Genomic DNA, 19,951 nt, shown 5'->3' with positions numbered 1-19,951 from the left:
GGTCGGCGAGGCGGAGCACCAGGGTCGAGTCCGCGGCGGTCCCGCCCGGCGCGGTGCCGCAGCCGGCGCCGGTGCTGGTGCTGGTGCCCACACCCTTAACGTCGGAAAACGGGCTCTCGCGGCGGCGACGCGGCCGCTGACCAGCAGGGAGGCGGTGCCGTTCGAAGGCGGAGATGGTGGTGTCGCTCCAGTGGACGATCGTGGTGGAGGCGTCGGCGCAGGTGTCGTGGCCCTTGAGCACGCACGTCGCGTCGGTCGTCGGTGTGCCGGAGTTAGCACGGGCGGAGGCGTCGACGATCAACGGCACCAGCGCGATCAGTGGGGCGGCGGTCGGCGAGGAGGTCGGGGTAGGGACCGTGCCGGCCGGCGCTGGTCTGGCCCTGTGGGCAGGTGGCCTCCTTTCGGTCGAAGTCGATGCGGAAGTCGTCGCGGGCGAAGCCCTGCCCCGGCGTTGCTGGTGGGTGGGGTTACCCGGCAGCGGTCCGACGACGGTGATCCGGTGCTCGCGTTCGGCCTGTTCCAGGTGGATCAGGAAGGTGTATCCGCCGTCGACCAGGTGCTCGGCCGGCCGCAGGGCTCGGTGTTCCAGCCGGGTTGGGGTTCATGCCCAGGCGAGTCGGTCGGCCGTAGCGGCGGCCCCAGTCCTCCTCGACCACGCCGGCCAGCGCGTGGCCGACGGCGCGGGCGAGTTCTTCCAGAGCGGCGCGCACCGACTCGGTGACCAGTTCCAGGCGGGCCAGGTCGCGCACCGCAGCCAGGACGTGGGTGGAGTCGGTGTGCTGGGTGGTGCGCTCGCGTGCCAGCCCGGCGTCCTTCAACCGGGCCAGGGCGAGGCCGAGGAGGCGGTCCGCCCGTCACGCGGGTACCAGTCGGCGAAATCCTCGTCGCTCCACAGGCCGTCGAGGCGGTCACGCACTCACATCGCCGTCGTGCCAGTGGGGTTGCTGGACCGCGCCATCCGCGCGCTCAACACCGGGACCTCGGCACCCCGACGGCGACGTACCGACATCTCTCGCTCCTTGCCAGTCTCACGGGCCTCGTACACCCGCGAGACCGACGCGCCATCATGACCACGTGAAGGCGAACAGCAAGATCCCCGACAGAGTCAAGCTCAGGGCTGGGGCCGGTCCTACTGAGGGGTGACGCACACCAAGCCCACCGATGTGGCGAGTCAACGGCGTTGGCGGAGGCTTCCTCGGCCATGGTTCGGCGCATCGCGGAGGAGATCAGGGACTACTGTGCCGCATCGACCAAGGGCGGTCGACCATGGCGAGGCGTCGTCCTTGCTCCGGCGAAGACCGCCCAGCGTCGGCACCATCTTCCCCCGAGCCGCCTTCCCAGACGGCAAGTCGTAGTCATGCTGGGTGCTCTCACAGCCCATCGACAGTCCCGGCAAGCTGCGCAGTCCAGCCTGAACCAACCAAAGGAAACGGTGTCCAGCTGCGGCGGCTCGCGACCCAGAACGGCTGGAACTGGTCTGGTCTTCCCGATGTCGGCCGGGACACGCCCGCTTTGCCAGACCCCATGCCGGAGACGATAGGTGCAGCGGACTGGCCGGAGAGGAGCGATTCGGGACGCGGAGCCGGCATTGTGATCTGGTGGAGAAGAATTCAAGTGGTCAAATCGGCATAGAAGTTCGCCGATAAGATCCTCGAGTGGACCGCTGCAGTTGACGCTGAGGATCTTCGACCGCCCCCGATCTCCGGTTGGAACCGGCCGCACCCGGCAGAGCCGGAGACCCAGAGAATTCCGAGGCCCAGTGCGGGATTCCTGACAGAACGAGAGTGGCCGTGACGTGTATCACGATCTCAGCCCCCGGCAAAGCGGCGCGCCGAAATCTGGTGGGTCCTGCCGACGACGTGGCACGCCGGGCAGGACCCATCAGGCGGTGATCACCTCCAGGGCTGCCACACCGTGATGCTCGTGGGCTGGCTCGGCAGGCTCACCGTACGGTCGAAAGTCGTCCTGGTTACGGGCACGTTGTACTGCGACATGGAGGTGGACAGGCCCACCCGGGTGGTGCCGGCCTTAATGTCCACCTGAGCCCAGTACGGGCCGTCCAGCCCGCCGAACGGCAGGTAGTTGTCGAGGTAGCCGGTTACCTGGTAGCTGCCGTCGGCCAGCGGACAGGCCGTGACCTCCGAGGCCCCGATGGAATTGGAGGTGCTGAAGGTCTGACAGGAACCGGCCGAGCCGCCCGAGGTCGCCGCGTGAGAGGCGGGGGCGGTCAGCAGCAATGCCGACCCGACGGTGGCAGCCACCGTCAGCGAACGGGTAAGGCGATTCATTGTTCCTCAGCTCTCGGGAGTCGTCGGCTGTATACGCCATGGATCATCACCGAAGGGTGACCCGATCCATTCGGCGTGTCCCAGATTCTGTTCGGCCGGAGCCGATGGAATCAAGTGCTTGCCCGTCGCCTTGAATAAGCAACAACTTGCCCTCCGCTTTGGTGACGGCATTGCGCTTCTTCTGTCGAGTTGGTCTGATGGGATTGGAGATTGAATGCGAATCGGTCTGCCGATCGTCTGAGCCCGAATCCACCGGCCTGATCCGAGGGTGGTCGATTCGGGTCCGGCTGGCTGGTGCCCGGTGTGAGGATGCGGGGCATCCGCTGGTCTGCCCAGCTCTTCCACGTTTGTCCTGGCCGGGCCCTTGCGGGCGGGTGGTCGGGGTGGTCAGCGTGTTGGTGGCGAGTGAGCGGCGTCGAACAGGTTGGTGAAGGCGTGTTGCCAGGGCCACCTGCTCGGCAGGGAGTGTCAACCGGCTTGCGGTGCGGGCGAGTCGGGCCGGTGCCGCGGGCGTCGAGGCCGGTGAACCGGTCCTCGATCGCCTTGCGGACGTACCTGACGTGCAGCTTGCACATGCCCCACCCCTGTCAATGCACCGGATCGTCACACCTAATCGAGGCAGTGGCCCTGCTACTGACTGAACGCCACTCGTTGTGGTTGACCGTCCGTGAAGGATCGCTACCTGTGATGGGCAGCACGGTCGCTCCGGTGAGCCGGCCGACTTCTGTCGAGGTACGCCGGCCCGGCGACAGGTGCCGGAGCGGACCCTGGGGACGGCCAGGTCGATCGTGCCGACACGGGTGTCCCAGTCACGATTGCGGTATCTGTTGCGGGAGTTGATCCGGCCCTTGCTCGGATGGCAGTACTCGCCGCCGCGGGCGCGGTCGAGGTTTGCGGACATCGCCGACCCGGCGAGCGTCTTCACCATCGCCCTCAACAAGTCGGGCTCGACGAGGCGAGGTTCCCCTCCAGGGGCTCGGCGAAGGGCAGACTGTTGGGTGCGGTCACTATTGATCCTGAACGGTAGGGGTTCTCGGTCGTTGAACACCGGGCGAGTGAACTGGTGCGGGACGCGCGGCGCTTGTCACCTTCGGTGCAGGAAGCATTGTGGCTGCGGGCAGTGGCCGAGCTGGCGGAGGGCCGGGACCGCGAGGGCGTCGCAGCGGTGTTCAAGGTCTCACTGAAGGCGGTGAACGGCTGGACCGCGACAGGGTGTCCGCCTCTGGGTGGGCTTCGCCTACGCGGCCTGCAAAAGGTCGTGCAGGCGGGCGATGCCGAGCATGGCGTGGTGGACTCCGTCGTCCTTCAGACGGCAGTCGCGGAGAATCTTCCAGGTCTTCATGCGGGCGAAGACGTGCTCGACGCGGGCGCGGACCTGCTTGTGTTCGCGGTTGTGCTCGGCCTGCCACCCGGTGAGCTCGCCGCCCGGCGGCCTGCGGTGCGGGATCACGAGTCCGGTGCCCGGATTAGCCACCGTCGGCGATGGTCGCCGTCCGGCGACGGCGGCCTTCGTACCTGACTCCTCCCATGCCTTGCAGTCGTTCCGGTTGCCCGGCAGAGGCTTGCCGACCGCGACGACGAGCCGGGTGTGGGCGTCGATGACGACCTGGTGATTGGTGGAGTACCGGTAGTTCTTCGACTGTGCGGCGATCGTGTGGTCGCGGGTGGGAACCAGGGTGTCCAACCGCTGTACGGGACAGCCCTCAGGAAGATCCTGGAAGAGCTCGCTGTGGGCGTCGGACAGAAAGCAGACCGGAATCGTCGTCGCCAGCAATCGTGATCAACAGCAGCCAGGACGGCGAGCTGGCAACCGAGCCGACCACGACGAACTTCCATCAGGCCCCTGTGTCGCCCACCCGCCATGGAACGCCACACCGGACCGCCTGCCGGTCATCCTGACCGGCCTGGAAACCACCACGCACGCCCCATACCTCGCCGGCTGGCACCTGCGGATCGAGCCCAAGCTCGGGCGGCTCCCCCTCCGCCTGATCACCACCGCTCTCAACACTGCGGCAGTTCTCGGCTGGATCGCCGATGCCTGCAGCCGCTCCACCATCAAGAACACCCTCGCCATGCTCTCCCGCATCTTCGAGCAGGCCATCGTGGACGGCATCCTCGAACGCAACCCCGCCCACATCACCGGCTGGCAGCGCGAGTACCAGCAGGTCGAAGACGAACTGCGGGACCCCCGCTCCCTCGCCCTGCGCGACTGGGACGCCCTCACCGAACTCGCCGATGCCCTGGTCACAGCCTCATACAACCGCTATCGCGGATGGGGTGATGTCGTCGTCCACAGCGCCTGCACCGCCACACGGATCGGCGAGGTCTCTGGAGTCCGGGCCCGCGACGTCGATACCGACAAGTGGCTCCTGCCCTGCCGCCGACAGACCACCCCCGCTCCCGGCGGCCTGGTCGACAAGCACACCAAGGGTAGGGTCGCCCGCCTCATCCCGATCATCGAACCATTTGCGCCCGCTCATCATCAGGCAGCTCCAAGCGACGCGAGGCGACCCGGACGCCCGCCTCCACACCGGCCCGCGCGGCGGTCGCATCAGCACCGCAGTACTGCGTGACGCCACCCACTGGGACGACGTCACCCGGGACCTCGACTACGAACACCTGCGCCGCCACGACCTGCACCACACCGGCCTGACCTGGATGGCCGACGCCGGCATCCTTCCGCACATCCTCAAGGAAATCGCAGGCCACCGGCTCATCACCACCACCCAGCGCTACTTCCACCCCGACGTGCTCCGGATCCTGGAAGCCGGCCAAGCTCTCACCCATCACCTCGAGAAGCTACAACGCGACGGCCAGATCACCCGCCGCTGGTAACACGCCGTAACTGCCATCGCCTCGAAATAGCCGCTGACAAGCCGCTCCGATGCTGCCCGAGTCACGCCACGGCGAGCAGCAGGCGCCAGAAAGGCTCTAGAAATGCCCCGACATGAACCAGTTTGACCCACTTGACCCGCGACCGGCGCACTTGACCGAAGGTCAAGTGCGCCACCACACCTCGCTCCAGCAAAACGGCAAGGAGGTCTCGCACTTCACCTTGAGATCGAAGAACAATCCGCACACCAGCCACTGGAGAAGCGGGTGGCGACAGACCTGCGGCCATACCTGGGGACCATTTTGGGACCATCCGGGACCAAAAGACAGGCCCCGAAAACCAGCAAGAGCGGGCCCTTGGTCTCCCAAGCACCCGCTCTCACAACCGACTTCACAGTCGGGACGACAGGATTTGAACCTGCGACCCCTTGACCCCCAGTCAAGTGCGCTACCAAGCTGCGCCACGTCCCGTGGTCGTCTGCCGCGTTGCCCGGAGGCTTCTTGGCTTTCTGACCTGTTGTCTCCGGTGTCTTCCGGCGACGTGGAAAACAATACAGCACGTCGGGGGGTGCTCGCTGCCAGGTTTCGGGGTGTGGCCGGGTGTGGGTCAGGGGGTGGGGTGGCGGGCGTCGTAGTGGAGGAAGGCGGGGCGGCGGGCGGCGAGGAGGAGGACGGCGGCGATGCAGGCGAGGCCGCCGGTGAGGATGGAGAGGGTGGGGGTGGTGAGGGTGGCGACGGTGCCCGATTCGAAGTCGCCGAGGCGGGGGCCGCCGGCCACCACGACGATGAAGATGCCCTGGAGGCGGCCGCGCATCTCGTCGGGGGCGGCGACCTGCATCATCGTGTTGCGGAAGATCATCGAGACGGTGTCGGCGCAGCCGGCCGCGGCGAGCAGCAGCAGGCCGAGCGGCAGGTTGTGGACGAGTCCGAATGCGGCGATGGCCAGGCCCCAGGCGGCGACGGAGGCGAGGACGGCGAGTCCGTGGCGGCGGATGCGGCCGATCCAGCCGGAGAAGAGTCCGCCGGCCAGGGCGCCGACGGCGGGGGCGGCGACCAGGAGGCCGACGGTGCCGGGTCCGCCGCCGTAGAAGGCGACGGCGATGGCCGGGAAGAGGGCGCGCGGGAGGCCGAAGATCATCGCGGCGAGGTCGGCGAGGAAGGACGTCCGCAGGTTGGGTTGTTCGCGCAGGAATCGCAGGCCGTCGAGGACGGTGGCGCGCTTGCCGTTCGTGGCCTGCGGTCGCATCGTGGGCAGCCGCCACATCGCGTAGAGGGTGGCGGTGAAGGCGACGGTGTCGACCAGGTACGCGGCCTGGGTGCCGTACGCGGCGATGGCGACGCCGCCGAGCATGGGACCGACGGTCTGGCCGAGGTTCATGCCGATGGTGTTGAGGGCGTTCGCGGCGGTCAGCTGCTCGCGCGGGACGAGCCTGGGGATCATCGAGGACCGGGCGGGCGAGCTGATGGCGAAGAAGCCGGCCTGGAGGGCGACGGCCGTGTAGAGCAGGGCGACGAGGCCGAGGTGCAGCAGGGCCTGGACGGCGAGCAGGGCGGAGACGGCGGCGAGTCCGCCGGAGCCGATCAGGCCGAGGCGGCGGCGGTCGACCCGGTCGGCGATGGCGCCGCCGTACAGGCCGAAGACGATCAGGGGAACGAGGGAGCAGAGTCCGACCAGGCCGGTGGCGAAGGTGGATCCGGTGAGGTCGTAGACCTGGACGGAGACGGCGACGGCGGTCATCTGCTGGCCGATGGCGGACACCGACTGGCCGAACCACAGTCGGCGGTAGTCGGGGCTGTGGCGCAGCGGGGACAGGTCGGCGAACGCTCCGCGGGTGAGGCGGCGCAGCCGGGATGCGGGTGCGGCGCCGGGTATCGGCGGGCGGGACGGCGAGTCGGTGGGCACCCTGCCATGCTCGGCCAGCCGTTCGACGATCACGCGGCCGGGGGTCGCCTCCGGCCTGCCGGGGGGCGAGTTGTCCGGCAGGAAGAGAGTCACCCGCCGGGCCCGGACAGCCACGTCAGCCCGGTGGAGCCCGCCGCGGCACCACACGCGACCACACGCATCAACGCAGCAACGTCCTCGTCAGCAGCTCGGCAAGCTCGTCGTCGAGCGGTTCGCGGGTCCCGAGGAGGCGGTACCAGAGGGTGCCGAAGGCGAGGTCGACGGCGGTGGCGGTGGTGAGGTGGGGGGCGAGCCGGCCGGCCTCGCGGGCGCGGTCGACGAGGGTGGCGAGGGCTTCGCGGCGGGGCCGCAGCAGGGTTTCGCGGAAGCGTTCGCCGAAGGCGGGGTCGATCTGGGCCTCGGCCATCAGGGCGCGCAGCGCGTCCGCAGTGCGTGGGGTGGCGGCGGCGAACGTGGCGGCCAGGAAGGCCCGCAGGTCGGCCGCGTGGTCACCGGTGCCGGGGAGGGCGATGTGCTGTCGGGCGTGGGCGGTGATGGCTTCGAGCAGGACGTCGGCCTTCCCGGGCCACCAGCGGTAGACGGTCTGCTTGCCGGTGCCGGCGCGGGCGGCGATGCCCTCGACGGTGAGGCGCGCGTAGCCGACCTCGGCGAGCAGCTCGAACGCGGCGCCGAGGATGGCCTGCCGGCTCTCTTCACTGCGCCGCCGTCCGGGCCGTATCGGTTTCTCCTGCACGGAAGTTGATGATGCGTCGGACGAGGCGTCGGGCGGTCCGCCGACCGCAGATTCTGTTTGCTCGATCACGGGCAGCACGCTACCGTAATTCGAGACGAGACGCACCGGTTCGAATTGGCGAGCCGGGTGCCTCGGCAGGGCAGTCGGCCGAAGCCGAGCCGACCGCCCTCATCAACTGGCACAGGGGAGATGGCACGGATGAGCAAGCGCACTGCACTGGTGGTCGGCGGTACCTCGGGCATCGGACTGGCCACCGCGCGCCGGCTGCACGCGCAGGGTGCGGCGGTGCACGTGGTGGGCCGCAGCAAGGAACGTCTGGAGGACCTCGCGGTGAGCGACCCGGAGCTGGTCGGGCACCGCGCGGACGGCGGCGACCGCGAGCAGATCGCCGAAGTCCTGCGCACTGTCGGCTCGTTGGACTGGCTGGTGGTCGCGCTCAGCGGCGCCGAGGGGGCGGGCCCGTTCGCCGAACTCGACCTGGTCGCGCTGCGCCGTGCGTTCGAGGCCAAGTTCTGGGGGCAGTTGACGACCGTCCAGGCCGCGCTGCCGCACCTGACCGAGGACGGGTCGATCACCCTGGTCACGGCGGTCTCGGCGCGGACGGCCGTGCCGGGAACGGCCGGGCTGGCGGCGGTGAACGGCGCGCTGGAGTCGATGATCCGCCCGCTCGCGGTGGAACTCGCCCCGCGCCGGGTCAATGCGGTCTCCCCCGGCCTGGTCGCCACCCCGTGGTGGGACGGCATGCCGCAGGACGCCCGCGAGTCCTACTTCGCCCACGCCGCAGCCCAGTTGCCGGTCCGCCGGATCGCCGGCGCGGATGACGTCGCGGAGGCGGTCGCCCTGGCCGCGACCAACCGCAACCTCACCGGCACCGTCCTGGAGTCGGACGGCGGCCTGCACCTCATCTCGATGAGCTGACCCCCATCGACCCCCCATCGACCACCGCCCGGCCCGCAACTCACCTGCGGGCCGGGCGTGTTGTGTGCGCAGCAAGGCCCACTACCGCGCCGCCACCGCCATGGTCTGCCCGTACGCCAGCACGTGGCCGCCCATCGTGAACGCGGTGACGGCCGGCGGCGTCCCGGCCGGCAGTGCCAGACTCGGGGCGTCCAGTGCGTAGACGGTGATCCGGTAGCGGTGCGGACGGTCGCCGACGGGCGGGCAGGGGCCCAAGTAGCCCGCCAGGCCCGCGTCTTCGGTTCCGGACACCGCGCCGGGCGGCAGCGTGTCGCCCAGCGCGGTGGCGGTGGCGGGCAGGTCCCAGCTCACCCAGTGCCAGAAGCCGGAGCCGGTCGGGGCGTCCTGGTCGAACATGGTGACGGCGAAGCTGCGGGTGCCGGCGGGCGCGCCGCGCCACTCCAGGCGCAGCGGGCGGTTGCCGCCTTCGCAGCCAAAGGAGTTCGCCCAATTGGCCTGCGGGAACGTGCCGTTCACCAGGTCGGGGCTGGTGACGGTGAACCGCCCGGCGTCGGCGGGAATTCCGGAGCGCACTGAGACCCGGCCGAAGTCCCGGACGGTTTCCCGGACTTGAGCGCTGGAGTCAGCGGCGCAGAGCAGCGTCAGGGTGGCGGTGGCGCTCAGCAGCAGAGCGGCGGTGCGGGACAGGCGTGGCACGAGGTGTCTCCCCTGATCGGTGTGGTCTGCCCCAACCCTCGTCCGCGCCTCGACACTTGGGGAGACACCCCGCATGGTGGCATTCGGCGTACCAGGCTCGGCGCTGGACGCCCGCGCCGCCCGCCCGCATCATCGACGCCATGACCGGAACGACCCAACACGATTCCCGGCAGGCCGAATTGGCCGCCTTCCTGCGGGCCAAGCGCGCCCGCCTGCAGCCCGAGGACGTCGACCTCCCGCGCGGGCCGCGCCGCCGCACGCCGGGGCTGCGCCGCCAGGAGGTCGCCCAGCTGGCCGCCGTCAGCGTGGAGTGGTACGTCCGCCTGGAGCAGGGGCGGGTCGGCACGCCGGGCACGGCCGTCCTGGACGCGCTCGCCGACGCGCTGCGGCTGACGCCGGACGAGAGCCGGCACCTGCACCTGCTGGCCCGCCGAGAAAGTCGCGGCGACCGTCCGGCAGTCGCCCCGGCCGGCCCGGGCGGCGCCCAGGTCCGTCCCTCGCTCCGCCAACTCGTGGACGGCATACCGCTGTTCCCCGCGTACCTGACCGACCACCGGCTCGACGTGCTGGCCCACAACGCGGCGGCGCGGGCCCTGTTCGGGGCCGGGTTCGGCACCGGCCCGGCCGACAACACGGCGCGGTCGCTCTTCCTCGACCCGGCCGCGCGTGCCGCCCAGCTCGACTGGCACCGGGTCGCCCGGGAGACCGTCGGCCACCTCCGGGCCGGCCACGGCCGCCACCCGAACGATCCCCGGATGGCCGAACTGGTCGCCGAACTGCGCTTCCACAGTGCCGAGTTCGATGCCTGGTGGACCGACCACACCGTCCTCGAGCGCTCCGCCGGCAGCAAACGCGTCCACCATGCCGAGGCCGGCGAGCTCCGACTGCACTACGACATCCTGTCCACCGGGCCGGCCACCGACCACCTGCTGTTCACCGTCACCCCGGCCGACGCCGCCACCGAACGCGCCCTCCGCCATCTGGTCGCCCACCGCGCAGCCCGGGCCGGCGGCACGGCGCTCCACCCTCTCCCGGCCGCCTGACCCGCCGCCCGCTCCCGCCGCCCTTTCCCGCCGCCCGAACCGGCCAACCCCACCGCCCGAACCCCGCCGCCGGCCCGCGTCCACCCGGGTTGTCTGCGGCCTGGCTGTCGGCGGCCTGGCTGTCGGCGGGCCGGCGGATACTGGCGGTATGTCGCCCACCGCGTCCTCGCCGTCCGTCGCCGCCCGGATGAGCCGCCAGTCCTCCCGGGACACCGCCCAGGAACTCGCGGTGCGACGCCTGCTGTACGCCTCGGGCCTGCGCTACCGGGTCAACGCCCGGGTCCCCGGCATGCCGCGCCGCACGGTGGACATCCTGTTCCTCGGGCCGCGCGTCGCGGTGTTCCTGGACGGCTGCTTCTGGCACGGCTGCCCCGAGCACGCCACCAGCCCCAAGGCCAACGCCGAGTGGTGGCGCACCAAGCTCGACCGGAACATCTCCCGCGACCGCGAGACCACCGACCACCTCGCCGCCGAAGGCTGGACCGTCCTCCGCTTCTGGGAACACCAGCCGCCCGAGGAAATCGCCCACACCGTCCAGGACCTGGTCCGGAGCCGCCGCAAGCGCCCGTGACGCCCCGGCGCCGACCGACGGGTCGGGTAACTCCCGTGCGCGGTCAGCGGAATGAGCTTGTCTGTATAAGTTGAGGGCACCCTGGGCAGTCTTGTCCGAACAACTCAAGGCATTCGCTCGGCGTACAGCGCTCAGACACGGGCGGGCCGCCGGATCGTGGGGCGGGGGCGGTGTGCTGGGGGCAGTGCGTGCTTCGGGCCCTCATACCCTCAGAGGTGGACTTCCCATGGTTGAACCGAGTCGGCGTCGTTTCCTTCAACTCGCCGGTACCGGACTGGCGTTCTCCGCGTTGGCGCCAAGTATCGCGCGGGCCGCCGCGATCGCGCCGCAGGGCGCCACCGGCACGATCCAGGACATCGAGCACATCGTGGTGCTGATGCAGGAGAACCGGTCGTTCGACCACTACTTCGGCTCGATGAAGGGAGTGCGCGGGTTCGGCGACCCGCGGCCGGTGACGCTGCCGAGCGGGAAGCCGGTCTGGTACCAGACGAACAGTGCGAAGAAGGAGATCCTGCCGTTCCGGCCGCAGGTGAACGATCTCGGGATGCAGTTCGTCCAGGACCTCAACCACGACTGGGCGGGCGGCCACCAGGCCTTCAACGGCGGCAAGTACGACCAGTGGGTGCCCGCCAAGACGGCGACCACCATGGCGTACCTGACCCGGCAGGACATCCCCTTCCACTACGCGCTCGCCGACGCCTTCACGCTCTGCGACGCGTACCACTGCTCGTTCATCGGCTCCACCGACCCCAACCGGTACTACCTGTGGACGGGGTACACCGGCAACGACGCGACCGGCGGCGGACCCGTGCTCGGCAACCAGGAGGCCGGATACTCCTGGACCACCTACCCGGAGCGGCTGGAGGCCGCCGGTGTCTCCTGGCGGATCTACCAGGACATCGGCGACGGTCTGAACGCGGCCGGCGGCTGGGGCTGGATCAACGACCCGTACCGCGGCAACTACGGCGACAACTCCCTTCTCTACTTCAACAATTACCGCAACGCCAAGCCCGGCGACGCGCTCTACGAGAAGGCCCGCACCGGGACGAACGCCAAGGCCGGCGACGGCCTGTTCGACCAGTTGCGGCGCGACGTCCAGGCCGGGACGCTGCCGCAGATCTCCTGGATCGCCGCCCCCGAGGCATACACCGAGCACCCCAACTGGCCTGCCAACTACGGTGCTTGGTACGTCTCGCAGGTGCTGGACGCGCTCACCTCCAACCCGGATGTGTGGGCCCGCACCGCGCTGTTCATCACGTACGACGAGAACGACGGCTTCTTCGACCACGTGGTGCCGCCGTTCCCGCCGTCCTCCGCGAACCAGGGCCTGTCGACCGTCGCCACCGGCGCCGACTTGTTTGCGGGCAACGTGAGTTACGCCGCCGGACCGTACGGGCTCGGGCAGCGGGTGCCGATGCTGGTGGTCTCGCCGTGGAGCACCGGCGGCTTCACCTGCTCGGAGACCTTCGACCACACCTCGATCATCCGGTTCATGGAGCAGCGCTTCGGCGTCCGCGAACCCCACATATCCCCCTGGCGGCGGGCCATTTGCGGCGACCTGACGTCCGCCTTCGACTTCACCGCCTCGAACGCGACCCCCGCGACGCTGCCCTCGACGGCCGGCTACCTGCCGCCCGACCGCAACCGGCACGCCGACTACGTGCCGACCCCGCCCGCCACCGGCGCACTGCCCCGGCAGGAGCCCGGCGCGAAGCCCACCCGTCCGCTCAAGTACGCGCCGTACGTGGACGGTTCGGCGGACATCTCGACCGGCAAGTACGCGCTGACGTTCAGCAGCGGGCAGGCGGCCGGCGCCCAGTTCCTGGTCACCTCCGCCAACCGCACCGACGGCCCGTGGACGTACACCGCCGAGGCCGGCACCAGCATCTCGGACGCCTGGAACACCACCTACTCCAAGGGCGTCACCGACCTCACCGTGTTCGGTCCGAACGGCTTCCTGCGCCGCTTCCGCAATCCCGGCAAGACCGCGGGCCCCGAGGTCACCGCCCGCCACAACGCCGCCACCGGCAACCTCGACCTGACCTTCACCAACCCGGCCGGCGCCGACGCCGTCCTCACCGTCGCCAACGCCTACGCGGGCGCCCCGCAGACCGTCACCGTCCGCCGCGGCGCCACCGCCACCCTCACCGCCGACCTCTCCACCTGCCGCCGCTGGTACGACCTCACCATCACCTCCAACCTCACCCCCGACTTCGTCCGCCGCCTCGCCGGCCACATCGAAACCGGCACCCCATCGCTCTCCGACCCCGGCCTGCTGACCACCTGAGATCGCGCACAAGTGGTCGGCCCCGACCGGGAGTTGCGGTCGGGGCCGGCCGTTGTGGCGGTTACTGGCCGCGGGGGGCCGGGGCGTAGCCGGCCGGGCGGGTGGTGAAGGTGCCGCGGCCCTGGGTGCGGCTGCGCAACGCGCCTGCGTAGCCGAAGAGTTCGGCCAACGGGACGGTGGCGGTCAGGACCGCGCCGAGGGCACCGTGCGGGTCGGAGCCGTGGACGCGGCCGCGGCGGGCGGACAGGTCGCCGAGGACGCCGCCGACGCTGTCCGGCGGGACGGTCGCGGTGACGTCCACCACGGGTTCCAGCAGCACCGGTCCGCCGCGCCGCAGCGCCTCGCGCAGGGCGAGCCGTCCGGCGGTGCGGAACGCCAGGTCGGAGGAGTCCTTGACGTGGGTCGCCCCGTCGGTGAGGGTGACCCGGACCCCGGTGACCGGGTGGCCGAGCGGGCCGTCCGCGAGGGCGTCGCGGCAGCCCGCCTCGACGGCCTGCACGAACTCCTGCGGGACCCGCCCGCCGGTGACGGTGGAGCGGAACTCGAAGCCGTCCGTGCCGGGTTCGCCGAGCGGTTCGACGTCGACCACGATGTGCGCGAACTGCCCTGCGCCGCCGTCCTGTTTGACGTGCCGCAGGACGAGCCCGGCGACCGTGCCGGACAGCGTCTCGCGGTAGGCGACCCGCGGCCGGCCGACGGTGACCTCCAGCCCGGACCGGCGGAGCGACTCCACCGCCACCTCCAGGTGCAGTTCACCGAGGCCGGACAGCACCCGCTGCCCGCTCTCCGGGTCGGTCCCGACCACCAACGACGGGTCCTCCTCGACGAGCCGGAACAGCGCCGCCGCCAGCCGGTCGGCGTCCACCGAACGGCGCGCCTCGACCGCGACGGTCACCACCGGGTCGGCGGCGACGGCCGGTTCGAGCACCAGCGGGGCGCCGGGCGCGCACAGCGTGCTGCCGGCCCGCGCGGCCTTGGGCCCGACGACGGCGACGATGTCGCCGGCCACCGCCGTGTCCGTCTCGGTGTGCCGGTCGGCCTGCAGCCGCAGGATGCGGCCGATCCGCTCGGTGCGCCCGGTGCGCGCGTCGAGCACGGTGTCCCCCTTCCGTAGCGTGCCGGAGTAGATCCGCAGGCTGCTGAGCCGCCCGGTGGTGCTCGCGTTCACCTTGAACACCAGTGCTGCCAGCGGCTGTTCGGCGTCGGCCGGGCGTTCCTGGACGGCGCCCTGCCAGTCACCGCGGACCGGCGGAACGTCCAGCGGCGACGGCAGGTACGCCGCGACTGCGTCCAGCAGCGGTTCGATGCCGCGGTTGCGGTACGCGGAACCGCACAGCACCACCACCGCCTGTCCCTCGGCGGTGAGTTGGCGCAGCGCACCCGCCAGGGTGTCCGCACCGAGGGTGCCGGTGGCGCAGAACTCCTCCAGCGCCGCCGGGTGCAGTTCGGCCACCGCCTCCGCCAGCGTCTGCCGACGACGCTCCGCCTCGGACGCCAACTCCTTCGGCACGTCGACCACTTGGATGCCTTCGGCACCGCCGGAACCGTCCGGCCAGGTGAGCGCGCGCAGCCGGAGCAGGTCGATCACGCCGACGAAGTCACCCTCCCGGCCGATCGGCAACTGCACGGCCAGCGGCACCGGGTGGAGCCGCTCCCGGATCGAGGCGACCGCCCTGTCCAGGTCCGCGCCGGGCCGGTCCATCTTGTTCACGAACGCGATCCGCGGCACGCCGTGCCGGTCCGCCTGCCGCCACACCGACTCGCTCTGCGGCTCGACGCCCGCGACGGCGTCGAACACCGCCACCGCGCCGTCCAGCACGCGCAGCGAACGCTCCACCTCGTCGGCGAAGTCCACGTGTCCCGGCGTGTCGATCAGGTTCAGCCGGTGGCCGTCCCAGTCACAACTGACCGCGGCGGCAAAGATGGTGATGCCGCGATCGCGTTCCTGCGGGTCGAAGTCGGTGACGGTGGTGCCCTCGTGCACCTCGCCGCGCCGGTGGATCGCCCCGGTCAGGAACAGGATGCGCTCGGTGACGGTGGTCTTTCCGGCGTCCACGTGCGCGAGGATGCCGAGGTTGCGGACGGCCGCAGCGGCGGGGACGGAGATGGTGGTGCTGGTGGCGGGGAGGGCGAGGTCGGTGCGCATGGCCCGGTGCCTTTCGGGATTCGGTCCTGGAATGGGCAGCGCGATTCACGGCGGCAGCACGAGCGGCACCACACCACCCGGACACACCCCTCGACAGCGACGCGACACGATGCGGTGCGACGCGGCCGCGCGACGCCGACAACGGGCGTTCGTAGCAGGGCGGTTGAGGGGAGAGGGCTCGCAGCCCTTACCGGCGCCGGCCGCGCAGCGGGCGCCGGTCTGCCGAGGACACCAGGATCACCTCGAACCGCGACGGGGGAAGGACAACAGCGGCGCTACGCACGACTGGTCCCTCCCTCTCCACATCACGGTGCACCCGGCCGGCCGTCCGGCCCGGGCGTCTTTCGGCTCGCCGAGTCTAGGAGTGCCCTACCTCCGCCGTCATCCAGATTTTTGCCCGCTGCTCCAACAAGCCGTGCAGATAGCCGACTTGCGATGCCGTCAGTCCCAGACGATCGACCTGATCGCCATTCCGGCGGGCACCGGCGGCACGTCCGAGTAGTCGTCGATCAGACCGGTCACCACGCCGCTGGACTCCCACCCGGCCGTCCAGGACTCGCAGTTCGCGGCGTCCGCGCTGGTGCAGACGGCGACGGCCTCGGCCAGCACCTCTGCCAAGTCCAGGGTCTCCGGGTGGAGTTGGACCCGCACCCAGGCCACGTCCGGCCGGTCGGCGATCCGGCCCAGGGCAGCGGCAAGGTCGGCCAGTGGCGGTCGGCCGTAGCCCCACTGGTTCGGGGCCAGCGAGTCCTCGACGGTGTTGTCCGCGAAGAACTCGGCCAGGGTCAGCAGCGGCAGCGCGCCCTCCGGGCCGGCCCGCCCGATGACGTCCTCGACAGCGATCATGCCGCCGATCCTGCCGGAACCCACCGACACGCACGGCCGCGGCGGCCCCGGCCACCTCCGCCGGAACCGCCGCACCGCACCCCCCCATCCCCCCATCCCCCGCCTCGGACGGCCTCGGACGACTTCGGCCAACCTCGGACGGCCTCGGACGACTTCGGCCAACCTCGGACGGCCTCAGACCAGCAGCCCGTTCCGCTTCACGTACCAGGTGTGGAGGCCGATCATCGCGCCCAGCACGACCAGCCACTGCAGCGCGTTCACCAGCGGCACCGCGCCGAGAGGCAGGGTCATCGCGAACGCCACCCGGATCAGGGCGTCCAGGGTGAAGCCCGTGCCCCAGAGCAGCGTCAGCAGGCGGATGTGGCGCCGGAAGGTCGGGTCGTAGTCCCACTGGCCGGTCCAGGCGTCCGCGCCCACCGGGCCGATCTTGGCGGCGACCACCGTCCGGGCCGCGCCGAGCGCCCACGGGCGGCGGGTCAGCAGGCTGCCCAGGATCCACAGGCCGATCACCCCGAACACCCAACTGTCGCGCACCAGCAGCACCCTGGGGCTGCCCGTCACCGCCGACAGCAGTGCACCCACACCGATCAGCAGCAGGGCGAACACCGGCATCGCATCCAGTCGGCGGTTGCGCACCAGCCCGTACAGCAGCCACGGCAGGGCGGCCAGGGTGCTCAGCGTGATCGCCAGCCACTGGCCGGCGCCGAACCCGAGCAGCGTGTAGTAGGCGCCCAACGGGATCGCCAGCTCGAACACCAGCGACTTGCCCGCCCGCCGCAGGCCACGCGCAGACCGTTGCTTCGGTGTCGAGTCGTCCCCGGCCAGCGCCGCCCAGTCGATCTGCCCGTCCGCCGTCCGCGGCGGCTCGGCACCACCGCCCGAGGCCGCGCCACCCGAAGCACCACCCGAAGCACCGCCCGAGGCCGCGCCACCGGAAGCCGCAGCACCCGAAGCCACCGCGCCGGAAACCACCGCGCCCGAGGCGGTGTCGCCCGCCACCCCAACGCCCGTCGATGCCAAGCCCGCCCCCGCCACAGCCGCCCCCGCCGCCGTCACGTCCATCCCCCTCATCCCCGTCCCCCTCGTGTCCGCGGCCCCGGTGTCCGGTGCCGCCCCGTCCGGCCCTGTCGGTGCGGGCCGTCGTTCGTTCATGCGTACTCGCCCGGCAGCCGGTGCACTTCCATGCAGATCTCGGCCGGGCGCACCGCCCGGTCGAACAGGTCGGCCAACTCCCGTGCGCTGGTGGCCACATCCATCTCCGGCTCGCGCAGCACGCGGACCAGGACCGCGTCGATCGCCCCCCGGATCGCCGTCACCAGCACCTTGGCGTCGAACGAGCCGTACGCGCCGTCCGCCTGCGCCGCGCGGACCACGTACTCCTGAAGGTCCATCACCGCCCGGCGGCCCGTCGCGAACTCGCTGCCCGTGTCGTCGCCCTGGCCGTTCAGAATCTCCACCAGCGCGGCCAACTCCCGCGGGTGCGCGGCCGCCAGCTCGACGTTGGACTCGATGTACGCCCGCAGGCGCGCCCGCGGGCCGACCGCCGACTCGATCCGCGGCCGCATGTACGCCTCGGAGACCCGCAGCACCTCCGCGATCACCTCACGCAGCAGGTCGTCCTTGCCCTTGAAGTGGTACGAGATCATCCCGGTACTGCTCAGACCCGCGTGCTTCGCGATCCGCGCGAACGACGCCTTGGCGTACCCCGCATCGGCGATCACTTCGATGGCCGCCTCGACGATCTGCCGACGCCGCGCCGATTCGGTGAACGTGCGCCCCACGGAGCACCCCTCTCTGCTCGTCCGAGCCAACCATTGCTCGGCCGAGCAAAAAGGTAGCGCCGTTTGCTCGCGCGAGCAAGAACCTGTGCAGGCAAGCAGGAAAGCGCCACAGGGCGACAGCGCGAAGAGGCTGCACACAGGGGGTGGCGCAGAGAAACGGCCCGAAGGCCGCCCCCGCATCTCGGGAGGCAGCCTTCGGGCCGGGCCGGGTGTCGATCGTATGGAGCAGCGGGTCAGGGTCAGGACTTGGCGGTGCCGTAGGACGCGAAGGCGTTCCACGCGGACCAGGCACCGCCGGGGCTGGTCTCGACCTCGTTCATCACGGAGCCGTCGTTCATCACGGTGAAGACCTCCAGCCGACCGTCGGCGTGCCGGGCCGTCGCAGCGGCGGTGGCGGTGCCGGACGGGCCGAAGCCGTTCCACGACGACCAGGCACCGTTCGCCGCAGTCTCCACCCGGTTGGTCATGCCGCCACCCGACGCCACGGCGAACACCTCGACCCGGCCGTCGGCGTGCACACCGGTGGCGATCGCACCGGGGGAACCGTCGCCCTTGGCGGTGCCGTAGGAGGCGAAGGCGTTCCACGCGGACCAGGCACCGCCGGGGCTGGTCTCGACCTCGTTCATCACGGAGCCGTCGTTCATCACGGTGAAGACCTCCAGCCGACCGTCGGCGTGCCGGGCCGTCGCAGCGTTGGTGACGGTGCCGGACGGGCCGAAGCCGTTCCACGACGACCAGGCACCGTTCGCCGCAGTCTCCACCCGGTTGGTCATGCCGCCGCTCGGGGTGACCGCGAACACCTCGATCCGGCCGTCGGCGTGCACACCGGTCGTGACGCTCTTGGCCGTTCCGGCCGGGGCGAAGCCGTACCAGCCGGACCAGGCACCGCCGGGGCTGGTCTCCACCTCGTTCATCACGGAGCCGTCGCTCATGCCGGCGAAGACCTCCAGCCGGCCGTCGGCGTGCCGCGCCGTCGCGACGGACGTCACGGTGCCGGTCGGACCGAAACCGTTCCAGGACGACCAGGCCCCGTTCGCGCTGGTCTCGGTGCGGTTGGTGATGCCGCCACCCGGGGTCACGGCGAACACCTCGACCCGGCCGTCGGCGTGCACACCGGTCGCGACGCGGCCGCCGCTGCCGTTGTTGGCCGCCACGGCCGCCGGGTCGTCGACGATCTTGTTGTAGCGCAGCGCCTTGTAGTCGCCGTTGGGGTGGGAGTCGAAGGTGGCGGCGTTGATGGACTGGCCGGTGATGTGCTTCACCGGGGTGGAGCCGAAGGAGTAGTAGGAGAAGGTGGTGTGCGCGGAGTCGTCCCACTTCTCGAACAGGATGACGTGGTCGTAGAAGCTGTTGAGGATGTCGCCGGGCTTCAGGTCGGACCGGGAGATCTCGGTGGCCACGCCCGGCAGGGTCTGGGTGCTCAGGCTGGAGCCGAGGTGCCAGGCCATCGAGACGTAGCCCGAGCAGTCGGTGCGGTAGCTGCGGCCGCCGGAATCCCCGTACGAGCCGCCCTGGTCGTACGGGATCGACTTGCCCAGCCAGTACTGGGCCCGCTGGATCACCTCGCCGCGGGTGATCTGCCCGTCCACGGACGACGCGGCCTGCGCGGTGGACGCGGTGACCAGGGTGACGGCGGTCGCGGCGACCGAACCGGAGACCGCGATGGCGGCGGCGAGCGCGAAGCGGGCGAACTTCGAGGCGTTCGAGGTCTTCAGGGCGTTCGAGGGCATGACGAATCTCCAAGCAGCGTAGGCGAGTTGATGAGGGCACAGCTGGACGGCGTGCCCGGCGTGCGGGATCCGGCAGGCCTCGAGGGAGGACGACCGTCTTGCAGGAACAGCGGTCGGCGCGAGGCGGCCGACAGGTGGCGGGTGCGGCTCAGTGGCGGCGGGGGGCGGCCCGGGCAG

General features: G+C 70.9%; 15 protein-coding genes, 1 tRNA gene and 2 pseudogenes. 6 read left to right on the top strand and 12 right to left on the bottom strand.

What is annotated here, in order from left to right; all coding sequences use genetic code 11:
• Nucleotides 1-173: 173 nt before the first annotated feature.
• Entirely contained in the window at nucleotides 174-1,070 is an 897-nt protein-coding gene (locus AMK19_RS36720; protein WP_073818941.1) for a hypothetical protein, read from the top strand.
• 822 nt (nucleotides 1,071-1,892) lie between these two features.
• Here the strand turns inward: AMK19_RS36720 and AMK19_RS32665 are convergent.
• The 3 genes and pseudogenes from AMK19_RS32665 to AMK19_RS32650 all read right to left on the bottom strand — a co-directional run.
• Nucleotides 1,893-2,288, bottom strand: coding sequence for a hypothetical protein (locus AMK19_RS32665; protein WP_143200526.1), 396 nt, complete (start codon nucleotides 2,286-2,288; stop codon nucleotides 1,893-1,895).
• Nucleotides 2,289-3,039: 751 nt separating this feature from the next.
• Nucleotides 3,040-3,296, bottom strand: a pseudogene (locus AMK19_RS38365) (transposase); the annotation flags it as partial.
• A 229-nt stretch (nucleotides 3,297-3,525) separates the two neighbouring features.
• Nucleotides 3,526-3,966: pseudogene (locus AMK19_RS32650) on the bottom strand (transposase); the annotation flags it as partial.
• A gap of 356 nt (nucleotides 3,967-4,322) precedes the next feature.
• On the opposite strand from AMK19_RS32650, the gene AMK19_RS38750 reads away from it, so the two are divergent.
• The gene (locus tag AMK19_RS38750; RefSeq protein ID WP_443135061.1) at nucleotides 4,323-5,123 is read left to right on the top strand and encodes a tyrosine-type recombinase/integrase; all 801 of its coding nucleotides are present in this window, start codon (nucleotides 4,323-4,325) and stop codon (nucleotides 5,121-5,123) included.
• Nucleotides 5,124-5,517: 394 nt separating this feature from the next.
• On the opposite strand, the gene AMK19_RS32640 is transcribed toward AMK19_RS38750, so the two are convergent.
• The 3 genes from AMK19_RS32640 to AMK19_RS32630 all read right to left on the bottom strand — a co-directional run bounded on the left by AMK19_RS32640 (nucleotide 5,518) and on the right by AMK19_RS32630 (nucleotide 7,756).
• A tRNA-Pro gene (locus AMK19_RS32640) sits at nucleotides 5,518-5,591 on the bottom strand.
• Nucleotides 5,592-5,727: 136 nt separating this feature from the next.
• Nucleotides 5,728-6,993, bottom strand: coding sequence for an MFS transporter (locus AMK19_RS32635; RefSeq protein WP_241844710.1), 1,266 nt, complete (start codon nucleotides 6,991-6,993; stop codon nucleotides 5,728-5,730).
• 190 nt (nucleotides 6,994-7,183) lie between these two features.
• A complete protein-coding gene (locus tag AMK19_RS32630; protein ID WP_073818936.1) occupies nucleotides 7,184-7,756 on the bottom strand; it encodes a TetR/AcrR family transcriptional regulator in 573 nt (190 codons plus the stop codon).
• Between the two features lie 198 nt (nucleotides 7,757-7,954).
• On the opposite strand from AMK19_RS32630, the gene AMK19_RS32625 reads away from it, so the two are divergent.
• Nucleotides 7,955-8,674, top strand: coding sequence for an SDR family oxidoreductase (locus AMK19_RS32625; protein ID WP_073818934.1), 720 nt, complete (start codon nucleotides 7,955-7,957; stop codon nucleotides 8,672-8,674).
• A gap of 81 nt (nucleotides 8,675-8,755) precedes the next feature.
• Here AMK19_RS32625 and AMK19_RS32620 read toward each other — a convergent pair whose 3' ends face one another.
• The gene (locus AMK19_RS32620; RefSeq protein WP_241844703.1) at nucleotides 8,756-9,370 is read right to left on the bottom strand and encodes a YbhB/YbcL family Raf kinase inhibitor-like protein; all 615 of its coding nucleotides are present in this window, start codon (nucleotides 9,368-9,370) and stop codon (nucleotides 8,756-8,758) included.
• A 140-nt stretch (nucleotides 9,371-9,510) separates the two neighbouring features.
• Here AMK19_RS32620 and AMK19_RS32615 point away from each other — a divergent pair, with 140 nt between their 5' ends.
• From AMK19_RS32615 to AMK19_RS32605, 3 genes are all read left to right on the top strand, one after another.
• The gene (locus tag AMK19_RS32615; RefSeq protein WP_073818932.1) at nucleotides 9,511-10,413 is read left to right on the top strand and encodes a helix-turn-helix domain-containing protein; all 903 of its coding nucleotides are present in this window, start codon (nucleotides 9,511-9,513) and stop codon (nucleotides 10,411-10,413) included.
• 148 nt (nucleotides 10,414-10,561) lie between these two features.
• The gene (locus AMK19_RS32610) at nucleotides 10,562-10,984 is read left to right on the top strand and encodes a very short patch repair endonuclease (protein WP_241844702.1); all 423 of its coding nucleotides are present in this window, start codon (nucleotides 10,562-10,564) and stop codon (nucleotides 10,982-10,984) included.
• 226 nt (nucleotides 10,985-11,210) lie between these two features.
• The gene (locus tag AMK19_RS32605) at nucleotides 11,211-13,271 is read left to right on the top strand and encodes a phosphocholine-specific phospholipase C (protein ID WP_073818930.1); all 2,061 of its coding nucleotides are present in this window, start codon (nucleotides 11,211-11,213) and stop codon (nucleotides 13,269-13,271) included.
• 61 nt (nucleotides 13,272-13,332) lie between these two features.
• Here AMK19_RS32605 and fusA read toward each other — a convergent pair whose 3' ends face one another.
• The 5 genes from fusA to AMK19_RS36710 all read right to left on the bottom strand — a co-directional run bounded on the left by fusA (nucleotide 13,333) and on the right by AMK19_RS36710 (nucleotide 19,774).
• Nucleotides 13,333-15,417 carry an elongation factor G gene (gene fusA / locus AMK19_RS32600; protein WP_073818928.1) on the bottom strand — a complete coding sequence of 695 codons (2,085 nt, stop codon included), beginning with the start codon at nucleotides 15,415-15,417 and terminating at the stop codon, nucleotides 13,333-13,335.
• Nucleotides 15,418-15,858: 441 nt separating this feature from the next.
• The gene (locus tag AMK19_RS32595; RefSeq protein WP_083647551.1) at nucleotides 15,859-16,263 is read right to left on the bottom strand and encodes a hypothetical protein; all 405 of its coding nucleotides are present in this window, start codon (nucleotides 16,261-16,263) and stop codon (nucleotides 15,859-15,861) included.
• Nucleotides 16,264-16,437: 174 nt separating this feature from the next.
• On the bottom strand, nucleotides 16,438-17,262 hold the full coding sequence (locus AMK19_RS32590) for a VC0807 family protein (protein ID WP_143200525.1): 825 nt from the start codon (nucleotides 17,260-17,262) through the stop codon (nucleotides 16,438-16,440).
• A 149-nt stretch (nucleotides 17,263-17,411) separates the two neighbouring features.
• Nucleotides 17,412-18,044 (bottom strand): TetR/AcrR family transcriptional regulator, encoded by a 633-nt coding sequence (locus AMK19_RS32585; RefSeq protein WP_073818926.1) that lies wholly within the window; start codon nucleotides 18,042-18,044, stop codon nucleotides 17,412-17,414.
• 239 nt (nucleotides 18,045-18,283) lie between these two features.
• Nucleotides 18,284-19,774 (bottom strand): C40 family peptidase, encoded by a 1,491-nt coding sequence (locus AMK19_RS36710; RefSeq protein ID WP_073818924.1) that lies wholly within the window; start codon nucleotides 19,772-19,774, stop codon nucleotides 18,284-18,286.
• Nucleotides 19,775-19,951 lie beyond the last annotated feature (177 nt).

Origin of the sequence: Kitasatospora sp. CB01950 (genome assembly GCF_001905465.1) — a bacterium.
Lineage (GTDB): Bacteria > Actinomycetota > Actinomycetes > Streptomycetales > Streptomycetaceae > Kitasatospora.
This window is presented reverse-complemented; position numbering and strand designations above follow the sequence as displayed.

What these genes read in the sequence shown, in the direction of transcription:
- AMK19_RS36720 (WP_073818941.1), top strand. Translation starts at nt 174, where the DNA reads ATGGTGGTGTCGCTCCAGTGGACGATCGTGGTGGAGGCGTCGGCGCAG.
- AMK19_RS32665 (WP_143200526.1), bottom strand. Translation starts at nt 2,288, where the DNA reads ATGAATCGCCTTACCCGTTCGCTGACGGTGGCTGCCACCGTCGGGTCG.
- AMK19_RS38750 (WP_443135061.1), top strand. Translation starts at nt 4,323, where the DNA reads ATGCCTGCAGCCGCTCCACCATCAAGAACACCCTCGCCATGCTCTCCC.
- AMK19_RS32625 (WP_073818934.1), top strand. Translation starts at nt 7,955, where the DNA reads ATGAGCAAGCGCACTGCACTGGTGGTCGGCGGTACCTCGGGCATCGGA.
- AMK19_RS32615 (WP_073818932.1), top strand. Translation starts at nt 9,511, where the DNA reads ATGACCGGAACGACCCAACACGATTCCCGGCAGGCCGAATTGGCCGCC.
- AMK19_RS32610 (WP_241844702.1), top strand. Translation starts at nt 10,562, where the DNA reads ATGTCGCCCACCGCGTCCTCGCCGTCCGTCGCCGCCCGGATGAGCCGC.
- AMK19_RS32605 (WP_073818930.1), top strand. Translation starts at nt 11,211, where the DNA reads ATGGTTGAACCGAGTCGGCGTCGTTTCCTTCAACTCGCCGGTACCGGA.
- fusA (WP_073818928.1), bottom strand. Translation starts at nt 15,417, where the DNA reads ATGCGCACCGACCTCGCCCTCCCCGCCACCAGCACCACCATCTCCGTC.
- AMK19_RS32595 (WP_083647551.1), bottom strand. Translation starts at nt 16,263, where the DNA reads ATGATCGCTGTCGAGGACGTCATCGGGCGGGCCGGCCCGGAGGGCGCG.
- AMK19_RS36710 (WP_073818924.1), bottom strand. Translation starts at nt 19,774, where the DNA reads ATGCCCTCGAACGCCCTGAAGACCTCGAACGCCTCGAAGTTCGCCCGC.